10 protein-coding genes are annotated in these 10,399 nt (G+C 67.1%); 9 read left to right on the plus strand and 1 reads right to left on the minus strand.

Annotated elements, in window-relative coordinates:
* From B3T77_RS00780 to B3T77_RS00815, 8 genes are all read left to right on the plus strand, one after another.
* A partial coding sequence (locus B3T77_RS00780) for an efflux RND transporter periplasmic adaptor subunit (protein ID WP_292076154.1) occupies positions 1 to 622 on the plus strand: 622 nt, incomplete at its 5' end.
* A gap of 11 nt (positions 623 to 633) precedes the next feature.
* On the plus strand, positions 634 to 3,855 hold the full coding sequence (locus B3T77_RS00785) for an efflux RND transporter permease subunit (RefSeq protein ID WP_112863180.1): 3,222 nt from the start codon (positions 634 to 636) through the stop codon (positions 3,853 to 3,855).
* Positions 3,856 to 3,893: 38 nt separating this feature from the next.
* The gene (locus B3T77_RS00790; RefSeq protein WP_008261511.1) at positions 3,894 to 4,454 is read left to right on the plus strand and encodes a cation transporter; all 561 of its coding nucleotides are present in this window, start codon (positions 3,894 to 3,896) and stop codon (positions 4,452 to 4,454) included.
* Complete coding sequence (locus B3T77_RS00795) at positions 4,451 to 5,140, plus strand: methyltransferase family protein (RefSeq protein ID WP_008264189.1); 690 nt, start codon at positions 4,451 to 4,453, stop codon at positions 5,138 to 5,140. The genes B3T77_RS00790 and B3T77_RS00795 overlap by 4 nt, the downstream gene beginning before the upstream one ends.
* Positions 5,141 to 5,290: 150 nt before the next feature.
* Positions 5,291 to 7,357 carry a heavy metal translocating P-type ATPase gene (locus B3T77_RS00800; RefSeq protein ID WP_088582519.1) on the plus strand — a complete coding sequence of 689 codons (2,067 nt, stop codon included), beginning with the start codon at positions 5,291 to 5,293 and terminating at the stop codon, positions 7,355 to 7,357.
* Positions 7,354 to 7,797, plus strand: a complete 444-nt coding sequence (gene copM / locus B3T77_RS00805) for a CopM family metallochaperone (protein WP_088582518.1) — start codon at positions 7,354 to 7,356, stop codon at positions 7,795 to 7,797. The genes B3T77_RS00800 and copM overlap by 4 nt, the downstream gene beginning before the upstream one ends.
* Positions 7,798 to 7,800: 3 nt before the next feature.
* Positions 7,801 to 8,223, plus strand: a complete 423-nt coding sequence (locus B3T77_RS00810) for a hypothetical protein (RefSeq protein WP_112863181.1) — start codon at positions 7,801 to 7,803, stop codon at positions 8,221 to 8,223.
* On the plus strand, positions 8,224 to 9,429 hold the full coding sequence (locus tag B3T77_RS00815) for an acyltransferase family protein (RefSeq protein ID WP_292076157.1): 1,206 nt from the start codon (positions 8,224 to 8,226) through the stop codon (positions 9,427 to 9,429).
* On the opposite strand, the gene B3T77_RS00820 is transcribed toward B3T77_RS00815, so the two are convergent.
* Positions 9,430 to 9,945: a Fur family transcriptional regulator gene (locus tag B3T77_RS00820; RefSeq protein WP_292076159.1), complete on the minus strand. Its 516-nt coding sequence runs from the start codon at positions 9,943 to 9,945 to the stop codon at positions 9,430 to 9,432.
* Positions 9,946 to 10,135: 190 nt separating this feature from the next.
* Between B3T77_RS00820 and B3T77_RS00825 the strand changes: the two genes are divergently transcribed.
* Positions 10,136 to 10,399: cation transporter (locus B3T77_RS00825; RefSeq protein ID WP_292076162.1), on the plus strand; the 264-nt coding region annotated here is incomplete at its 3' end.

Consider the following 10,399-nt stretch of genomic DNA (forward strand, 5'->3'; position numbering starts at 1 on the left):
CGCCCGCGCGGCTCGCGCGCGGTCCAGCGCGGCGGGCTCGCCCAACGCTTCGGGCCGCCTCAGCGTCACCAGCCCCATCACCGGAGTCGTGACCAGCGTCCAGGTCGGACCGGGCGGCTTCGTCGCCCCTGGCGGCGTTGTCGCCGAGGTCACCAACCCGGCCAGGGTTGAGCTCGTCTTCAACGCGCCGCCTGCTTTGGCCGCCAATGTAAGGGCCGGGGCGCCTCTGCGGGTCAGCAACCCCAGCGGCGACTTCGACGCCATCGTCACCGGCGTTGCCGCAGGCGCGGGCGGCGAAAGCGGCGCCACGGTCATTCGGGCCCGGCCGACGGGCTCTGTCCTCCCGCCGGCCGGTTCCGCCGTCACGGGGGCGATCGTGACGGGCGAGACGACCGGCGGTCTCACCGTGCCGACCGAGTCCGTCCAGACCGTCGACGGCAACACCGTCGTCTTCGTTCAGGTCCCGAACGGCTTCCAGGCCCGTCCGGTGCTCGCCGGTCGTCAGGCCGGGGGGCGGACTGAAATCCTGCGTGGCCTCACCGGGGCTGAACGGGTCGCCGGCACGAACGCCTTCCTCCTCAAAGCCGAGCTCGCCAAGGGCGAGGCCGAGCACGGTCACTAGGGGCGCACCGCATGTTCAAATTCATCATCGAACTCTCGGTCAAATTCCGATGGTTCGTGGTTCTCGCCACGGCGCTTGTCGCGGCCTACGGACTCCTCGAGCTGACACGGCTTCCCATCGACGCCGTGCCGGATATCACCAATCGCCAGGTCCAGGTGACCACGGTCGCTCCGGCGCTCGCGCCTGAACAGATCGAACGACAGGTCACCTACCCGATTGAAACCGCCATGGCCGGCATTCCCGGCCTGACCACGACCCGATCCCTCAGCCGAAACGGCTTCAGCCAGGTCACGGTCATCTTTACCGACCAGACCGACATCTATTTCGCGCGCCAGCAGGTCGCCGAACGGCTCGCGGGCGCCCGGGAGGCCATGCCTGACGGGGTGGAGCCGACCATGGCCCCGATCACCACGGGCCTCGGTGAAGTGCTGATGTGGACGATCGACTACAAGCCATTCAACAGTCAGAACCTCGCCAAGCCTGGCGAGCCGGGCTGGCAGGCGGGCGGAGCCTATCTGACGCCCGAAGGCGATCTGCTTTCGACCCCGCAGCAGCGCGCCACCTATCTGCGCACCGTGCAGGACTGGATCGTCGCGCCGCAAATGCGGACCGCCCCCGGTCTCGCCGGCGTCGACACCGTCGGCGGCTATGTGAAGGAGTATGCGGTCCGTCCGGACGCGGCGCGCCTTTCCGCCTACGGCCTGGGCATGGGCGACCTTATCCAGGCCCTCGATCGCGCCAACACTCAGGCCGGCGCAGGCTATATCCAGCGCGCTGGCGAAGCTCTGACGGTCCGCACCGACGCCTTGGCCTCCACCGTGGAAGATCTGGCTCAGGCGCCGGTCGTCAACCGGAACGGCCTGATCGTGCGGGTCGCCGATGTCGCCACGGTCGAGATCGGCCAGGCTCCGCGCCTGGGCGGCGCCAGCCGTGACGGCCACGAGGCCGTGCTCGGAACGGCGCTGATGATCGCGGGCGGCAACAGCCGCACCGTGGCCCAGGCGGCCGGGGAGCGACTCGATGAGGTTCGCAAGACTCTGCCCGCAGGGATCGAGGCGGTGACGGTCCTTGACCGTAGCGCCCTGGTCAACTCGACCATCTCGACCGTGGCCCGCAACCTCACCGAGGGCGCCCTTCTGGTCATCGTCGTGCTGTTCCTGCTGCTCGGAAACATTCGTGCGGCCAGCATCACGGCCTTGATGATCCCGATCAGCTTCCTGTTCGCCGTCATCGGCATGAATAGGTTTGGCATCAGTGGAAACCTGATGAGCTTGGGCGCGCTGGACTTCGGCCTTCTGGTCGATGGGGCGGTCATCGTCGTTGAAAGCACCTTGTTGATGCTGTCGCAGCGGCGGATCGATCTGGGACGGGCTCTGACCCGTCGGGAACGCCTTGATGTCGCCGTGGCCGCAGCTCGCAAGATGGTCAAGCCAGCCGCCTTCGGTCAGCTGATTATCCTGCTCGTCTTCACCCCCTTGCTGATGCTCGAGGGCGTCGAGGGCAAGACGTTCGTCCCCATGGGCGCAACGGTCATGCTGGCGCTCGTCGGCGCCTTCATCTTCTCCTTCACCTTCGTTCCGGCCATGACGGCCCTGCTGGTGCGGGACCCCAAGAAGGTCGAGACCGACGAACACGGCCAAGCCCACGAACATGAGACCTTCCTGCTCCGCCACGCGCGGCGTTGGATCCAGCCGGCCATCCGCGCCGCCGTCGATCGTCCTAAGATCGTGCTGATCTCGGCACTCGGCGCGGTTGTTGTCGGTGGTCTGGCCTTCTCGTCCCTGGGACGGGAGTTCATCCCCACTCTGGACGAGGGCGACATCGCCATGCAGGCGCTGCGTGTTCCCTCGGCGTCGCTGGAACAGTCCCTCGCCATGCAGATGGCGTTGGAACGGGTCATCACCGCCCAGCCGGAAGTCGAGACCATGTTCTCCAGGACCGGCACCGCCGAGGCTGCCGTCGACCCGATGCCGCCCAACATTTCGGACAGCGTCATCGTTCTGAAGGACCGCAAGGACTGGCCGGATTCAGGTCTCGAGAAGGAAGCCTTGCTCGAGCGGTTCGAAGAGCTCGCCAACCAACAGATCGGGAATAATTTCGAGTTCAGCCAACCCATCGAGCTCCGCTTCAACGAACTCATTTCCGGGGTCCGGACCGACCTCGCGGTCATGGTCTACGGCGATGACTTCGACACCATGCAGCGGGTCGCTGATGAGGTGGCCGGCGTACTGCGGCAGACCACCGGCTCCGCCGACGTTCGCGTCGAACAAGCGTCGGGCTTGCCGACGCTCACGGTCAGCGTCGATCGGTTCGCGGCGGCCAGCTACGGCCTGTCCGCAGCCGACGTTTCTGAAGCGGTCTCGGCCGCCATCGGCGGCGCGGAGGCCGGCCGGATTTTCGAGGGCGACCGTCGCTTCGACGTCGTCGTCCGTCTTCCGGACGATGCGCGCAACGATCCGGCGGCGCTCGCGGCCCTGCCGATCGTCTCTTCGACAGGCGTAACCGTGCCGCTGTCTTCGGTAGCCCGTATCCAAAGCGCCGAGGGGCCGAACCAGATCAGCCGCAACGACGGTAGCCGACGGATGGTGGTCCAGGCCAACGTTCGCGGCCGGGATCTGGGCGGCTTCGTCACCGACGCACAAACCAAGGTGGACCAAATCCAGCTCCCGCCGGGCGTCCGCCTGACCTGGGGCGGTCAGTTCGAGAACCTCAAACGGGCCGAACAACGGCTGGGCCTGGTTATTCCGATCGTCTTCGTCCTGATCGGTGTGCTGCTGTTTATGGCTCTGGGGTCGTTCTCCGAGGCTGGGCTGGTCTTCGCCTGCGTGCCCTTGGCCTTGATCGGCGGCGCCTTGGCGCTTCTCATGCGAGGGATGCCGTTCTCGGTGTCTGCGGCCGTTGGCTTCATCGCCGTCTCGGGTGTGGCGACCCTGAACGGACTTGTTTTGATGCAGGCCATTCGCGAGCGATTGCAGGCGGGGCTCGCGCCCCGGGACGCGGCGATCGAAGGGGCGTCCAGCCGATTGCGTGCGGTGTTGACGACAGCCTTGGTCGCCATTGTCGGCTTCATCCCGATGGCGCTCGCCCACGGCGCGGGGGCCGAGGTTCAGAAGCCTCTGGCGACGGTCGTCATCGGCGGCCTTCTGACCGCGACGGCCCTGACCCTGCTGGTCCTGCCGACCTTCGCGGCCAAGGCGGTGCGTCATCGCAAGGACGAGGGGGTTGAGGATTGATTGCTCGCACTCAGGATGACCGTCAGCAGCGACGCACGTTGCTGACGGTTCTCGCGCTCAACGCGGGCCTGGCATTAGCGCTCGGGATCGGCGGCTTGTCCGCCGATTCCAGCGCTCTGCTGGCCAATGCAGTGGACAACGCCTCGGACGCTGCTGTCTATCTGATCAGCTTTCTCGCGATCGGTCGGCCTGGTTCGTGGAAGCGGGGGGCGGCGCGCCTCTCGGGCGTCATGCTCCTTATCTTCGGCGCTGGCGTCCTTCTGGACGCGGGTCGTCGATTCCTCATCGGGACCGAACCGATCGGCCCGACCATGATGGGACTCTCGGTCGTCGCAGCGATCATCAACCTGATCTGCCTGCAGTTGATCCGCCGTCAGCACAGCGGCGACGTCAACATGAAGGCTGCCGAGACGTTCAGCTTTAACGACTTCGCCTCCAACGGGGGAATCCTCGTCGCCGGGGCCCTGGTGCTCTGGCTCGGCCAGGCGTGGCCGGACCTCGTCGTCGGCGTCCTCGTGGCCGCCATCGCGTTGAAGGGCGGCGTGGATATCCTGCGCGATGCGGCTAAGGATCGTCCGGCTGAGGGGGAGGGGCAATGATGCCGCTCGAGCCCTCCGACAGCGTCTCCAAGCCCGCAAGCCCCGCTTTGTCCGGCTCCTCGCCCCCTGATGACGCCTGTCGATCAGCGGTCGATATCCAATCCGTTCAACGATGGCGCAAGGCGGGCATTCTCGTCGGGGGCCTGCTTCTTGTCGTCTGCGCGGCGCTCGTCACATCCTGGCCCTTGCTCGAACATCCTGTCGAGCATCTGGGCCTGATCGCCATCATGGTTTGCATCATCGGTCGGGCTTGGTGTTCCCTTTACATCGGTGGCCGCAAGAAACAGGAGATCATATCCGCAGGACCGTATTCGGTCAGCCGCAATCCGCTGTACGTCTTCAGCTTCATCGGCGCGTTTGGCATCGGCGCCCAGTCCGGCAGCCTTAGCGTCGGTTTGGTCTTCGGATTAGCCTGCTGGGTGGTGTTTCGCATCGTGGTCGGCCGCGAAGAACGCTTCCTCTCCGACGCCTTTGGACACGACTACCAAGCTTACCGTGAGCGCACCCCTCGGTTCCTGCCCAAGCTCTCCCTATGGCGCGACGAGGCGGAAATCATGATCCGGCCGGTATTCTTCGTCCGCACGGTGCGCGACGGCTTCGTCTTTCTCCTAGCGCTTCCGCTTTTCGAAGCGATTGAGCAGCTCCAGCGGCTCGGGGGCTTTAATGCCGTCGTGCCCGTGCCCTGAGGTCGGGAGAACCGGGATGACCACCTGCGAGCGGATCGCGCTGGAACCCGCTGGCCCGGCGCGCCTTCGCCCGTGTCGCTATCCCGCCCCCTCGATCGCGGCGGTCGCCGCAAGCAGCCGCGATTCCCAACCCGCAACGGGACCCTATTTATGACCAGCACAACACTGCCGGACCATCTCCACACCAAGTCCGAGGAGCACGATCACGGTGGCGTTCTAGGCTCCAATACGGAGCTGATCTTCGCCCTGACAAGTGGCCTTGCTCTGGGCCTTGGATTCGCCCTCGAGAAACTCGCAACGGGCCTTCCCGCTTGGATTCCCCTCGCCCTCTTCCTGATCGCCTACATCTTCGGCGGCTTTTTTACGGTGCGAGAAGCGTTCGAGAACCTCCGCCAGAAGCGCTTCGAGATCGATACCTTGATGCTCGTCGCAGCCGCAGGTGCGGCGGCGCTCGGGGCCTGGGCCGAAGGCGCTCTCCTGCTGTTTCTGTTCAGCATCGGCCACGCGCTCGAACACTACGCCATGGGCCGCGCCAAACGCGCGATCGAGGCCCTGGCCGAGCTTGCCCCCCGGACAGCCCATGTGCGACGCGACGGGCAGGTCGTCGAATTGCCTGTCGAAGATTTGGTCGTCGGCGACACCGTGGTGGTGCGTCCAAACGAACGACTGCCCGCTGATGGCTTTGTCGTGGTCGGCACCACAAGCATCAACCAAGCCCCCGTGACCGGCGAAAGCATGCCTGTCGACAAGCAGCCCGTCGCGGATCCCGAGGCGGCGCGGGCGAGACCGGCCCAGGTCGGATCGCCGTCTCTCGTCTTCGCGGGCACCATCAATGGCTCAGGCGCCATCGAGATTGAGACGACCCGCACATCGAGCGACACCACCCTGGCCAAGGTGGTTCGGATGGTGAGTGAGGCCGAGACGCAGAAGTCGCCGACCCAGCGCTTCACGGACAGGTTCGAACGCATCTTCGTGCCTGTGGTGCTAGCGCTCGCCTTTGTCCTGCTGTTCGCCTGGGTCGTCGTCGATGAGCCGTTCCGCGACAGCTTCTATCGCGCCATGGCCGTGCTGGTCGCCGCGAGTCCTTGCGCGCTCGCCATCGCCACCCCGAGCGCCGTCCTCTCGGGCGTCGCCCGTGCGGCGCGCGCCGGTGTCCTGATCAAGGGCGGCGCGCCGTTGGAGAACCTCGGCTCGCTCAACGCCATCGCCTTCGACAAGACCGGCACCCTGACCGAGGGACGGCCGCGGATCACCGACGTCATGACGGTGCGCGGGACGAAGGAGGGCGATCTTCTGGCGGTCGCTGTGGCGGTCGAACGGCTCAGCGACCACCCGTTGGCGGAGGCCATCGCGCGCGACGGTGGCGCACGCTTGCGCGATACGATCATCCCGGCCGCGATCGACCTCAAGAGCCTGACGGGCAAGGGCGTGACCGCCCAGCTGCACGGCGAGACGATCTGGATAGGGAAGCCGGAGATGTTCGGCGTCGACGGCGTAGCGCCGCTCGGCGACGAAACAACCTCTGTCGTCGCTCAGTTGCGACTGCAGGGGCGAACCCTGATGGTGGTGCGACGCGGCACGCGCGATCTCGGTGTCATTGGGCTTCTTGATACGCCTCGCCCAGCAGCGCGGCCGACGCTGACCGCTCTTCGCGCCCTCGGCATCGGGCGAATGATCATGATCTCGGGCGATCACCAGAAGGCCGCACAGGCGATCGCCGGACAGGTCGGCCTGACAGAGGCTTGGGGCGACCTCATGCCCGAGGACAAGGTCGACGCCATCAAACGCCTTCGCGCTGACGGCAAGATTGCCATGGTCGGCGACGGGGTGAACGACGCCCCGGCCATGGCCACGGCGACCGTCGGTATCGCGATGGGCGCGGCTGGCTCCGATGTTGCGCTTGAGACCGCCGACGTCGCCTTGATGTCCGACGACCTGTCGCAGCTGCCCTTCACCGTCGGTCTCAGCCGACAGACGCGGCGCATCATTCTCCAGAATCTCTACGTCAGTCTCGGAATCGTCGCCTTCCTTGTGCCGGCGACGATCCTCGGCCTTGGCATCGGCCCTGCCGTGGCGCTCCACGAGGGGTCGACCCTGCTGGTGGTGTTCAACGCTCTGCGCCTGCTCGGCTACCGCGACCGAACGGCGCCCATCCTTCCCAGTGCAATCCCGGCCGCCCCCGTGGCCCCGCCGGCTCTCTCGAGGACATCGTCATGAAGCGTTTCGGATGGATTTCCGTCATCGCCGTCTTTCTCGCCCTGTCGGTCTTCGCCTTCGGGATGATCTCGCGGCAAACCCGCGAGGTCCCTGCGGCGCCGTCGGCGGCTGACTCTCGCCCGAGCGACACCGAGGCAAGCCACGCTGGCGAGACCACGGACAGCCCATCGACTCGCGCCTATCGCGAGGCCAGCGCGAAGATGCACCAGGCCATGAGCATCAACTACACGGGCGACGCCGACATCGACTTCCTGCGCGGAATGATCGCCCACCACGAGGGTGCGCTCGCAATGGCCAAGGTCGCCGTCGAGCATGGCGAAGCCCGCGACGTGCGTAATCTGGCCGATGAGATCATTGCGGCCCAGGAATCCGAAATTGTCCGGATGAGAATCCTTCTTGCGCGCCATGAGGACACGCCCGCGCCCAACGCAAGGCCCTGACGCATGGCCGGCAAACGCTTCACCGTGCGCGGCCGGAGCATTCGTTGGCGGGAAGGCCGCTATCGCCAACGAGGTAGGCGGCGGCTCCAGGCGCGCCCGCTGAAGCCACGGCCCGTGCTCGATACGCTCGTCGCCATCGGGGTCAGCCTGTTCGCAGGAGGCCTGGTCTTCTGCATGGCCCTTCTGCTGCTGGGCGCACACAAGGTGCCGCTGCATTTTGGTTACGGGGCCATTCTGGGCGGCGTGATCGGCTGCTCGTTTGTGTTTGGACCCCGCGATAGGCCCGGACTGATGGTCGTCGGAGGCTTGGTCGTCGTTTGGGTTTTGGGAACGGCCGTCCTCTACGCTTCGCGAGACCAGATCGTCCTGCGTCCACATGAGCACCGCAGCGCCGCCGCCAAGTCTGCGCCACGGAAGGCTGACTGAATGCCCGAAGCCGCGCTGACCGAGCCATCGCCTCGCCCCGTCCGGATCGCGCGCGGCGGCTGGCTGGACGCGCTGCGTTTTATCGTAGGGGCGCTGATCATCCTCTACCATTTCCGCGAGGCCTCGCCGGTGCCGTTGCCGCATCTGCATCCGGTGTTCGACCGCGGCTATCTGCTGACTGACTTCTTCATCATCGACTCCGGTTATGTCCTGGCCCGCATCTACGGGGATCGCCTCGCGTCCGGACAGGCCTCGCTGCGCGCCTATGCGCGCCAGCGCCTGCTGCGGGTCATTCCCGCCCACCTGGCGGCCAGCCTCGTCCTGGTGCTACTCGTCGGCGGAGCCGCCTTGGCCGGGATCGCGCCCAGCAATCCGCGCTGGTTCGACTGGTCGCAGCTGCCGGCCCAGGTCCTGCTGATCCAGGCTTACGGCGTGCCGGGCGGGCAGGGGTGGAACGCCCCGACCTGGACCCTCTCGGCCCTGATCGGCTGCTACCTCCTGCTGCCGTGGATCTGCCGCGCCCTGTGGCGTGGGCCGCCTGTCGCAGTGGTGATCGGCGCGACGCTCCTCGTCGTCGCCGCCGACGTCGCGGCCATGCTGTGGCTCGGGGACCCGATCTACCGCTTGCCGATGCGTTACGGCATCCTGCGCGCCCTGCCGCTCTTCCTGCTCGGAGTCGCGGCGGCCTTCTACGGCGCGCGGGTCTATGTCGCGCCGCGCCGGGCGGGAGCGATCGGCCTCGCCGCCGTCGTCGCGCTCGTAGGGCTGCAGGCCTTCGGCGTCTTCAGCCTGCTGTCCCTGGGTCTGATGACCGTGATCATCTGGGCCGCCGGCGCCGTACCGGTCCTCAAGCCGTCGCGCCTGGTCGAACACCTCGCCCTGATGTCGTTCTCGATGTTCCTGACCAATGAGGTGAGCCGCATCGTCTGGTTCGGTCTGCTCGACGCCCTGGGGCAGGACGCCCTGTCGTCCAACATCCGCTGGGCGCTGTGGTCGATCGGCTTTGCGGGCGCCTTCGTGGCGGCGGCGGTGTTCCGCTACGGCTTCGACCGTCCCGTCCAGACCTGGCTGAATCCGTCCCGACGGGCGGGGTCGACCCGAAGGTCGGCCGACGCCACGGAACGGGCCATGGAACTGGGCGCGGGCCCCGGCCTCCCTGCGCCCGGGCGCCCGGGCCAGGCCGTCATCGACCCGCCGCGGGCTTGATCAAGGGCGCGGCTCAGTGCTTGCGGGCCCGGACCCCGCGGCCGCCTCCGGCTCTGTCTGGAGGGCCGGATCCCGGGCCGCGCCGGGGCGCGGCGGGCGGCAGGCCGAACACAGACCCTGGCCTTCGAGCGTGATCCGTTCGATCTCGTAGCCCGCCGCTGTCGCGGCCGCGTCCAGCGACGCCATGCCGGGCGAAGGAATCTGGCGACAGGAGCCGCAACAGTCGCACAGAAGAAAAACCGCTGGCGAACCGAGGCGTTTGGGATCGCAGGCCACATAGGCCTTAAGGCTGGAAAGACGATGAACCAGACCGCGGGTCTCGAGGAACTGCAGCGCCCGATAGACCGTAGCCGGCTTCGCGACGCGGGCCTCCCGGTGATACGTCGCCACGAGATCATAGGCCTTGGCCGGAGCGCCCGCGACGAGCAGGAGCTCCAGCACCCTGCGCCGGGGGCGCGTCAGCCTGTCCCCGGCGGCGGCGACGCTGGCGGCGGCTGCGTCCAGGGCGCGTTCCACCTGTGCGGCCGTCGGCGGCGCGGTCTCCCGGTCATGCGGACAAGGCGAGGTCATCAAGGGGCTGGGCTCGCCTCCGGGGTTCGTCGGACGGCGCCCTCCACTCCAACCGAACGGCGCGCTCATTTTTTAGCTTGCATCTACAGTCGCTGGAGGAGGTAGCCTTGCCCTATAGAGATCACAAGGAACAGACATGACGGCGCAAACTCTCGAAAGCCGATACCGGGTCACCGGGATGGATTGCGCCAGCTGCGGCCGCAAGATCGACACGGCGATCCGCAGGCTGCCGGGCGTCGAGGACGTCTCGGTGGCGGTGCAGACCGGCGTGCTCAAGATCCGGCATGGCGGAGACCTCGCCGACGAGGCGGTCCTGCAGCAACTGCGCAACCTCGGCTACAGCGGAGAAGCGGCCGCGCCGACGTCCGGAGCCGTCGCTGCGGCGGCGGGCCCACCTCCG

It is taken from the genome of Brevundimonas sp. UBA7838, assembly GCF_002500885.1.
Taxonomy (GTDB): domain Bacteria; phylum Pseudomonadota; class Alphaproteobacteria; order Caulobacterales; family Caulobacteraceae; genus Brevundimonas; species Brevundimonas vesicularis_C.

Excerpts from the sequence above, each read along its gene's own strand:
- B3T77_RS00785 (WP_112863180.1), top strand. The coding sequence starts at position 634 with ATGTTCAAATTCATCATCGAACTCTCGGTCAAATTCCGATGGTTCGTG.
- copM (WP_088582518.1), top strand. The coding sequence starts at position 7,354 with ATGAAGCGTTTCGGATGGATTTCCGTCATCGCCGTCTTTCTCGCCCTG.
- B3T77_RS00795 (WP_008264189.1), top strand. The coding sequence starts at position 4,451 with ATGATGCCGCTCGAGCCCTCCGACAGCGTCTCCAAGCCCGCAAGCCCC.
- B3T77_RS00800 (WP_088582519.1), top strand. The coding sequence starts at position 5,291 with ATGACCAGCACAACACTGCCGGACCATCTCCACACCAAGTCCGAGGAG.
- B3T77_RS00810 (WP_112863181.1), top strand. The coding sequence starts at position 7,801 with ATGGCCGGCAAACGCTTCACCGTGCGCGGCCGGAGCATTCGTTGGCGG.
- B3T77_RS00815 (WP_292076157.1), top strand. The coding sequence starts at position 8,224 with ATGCCCGAAGCCGCGCTGACCGAGCCATCGCCTCGCCCCGTCCGGATC.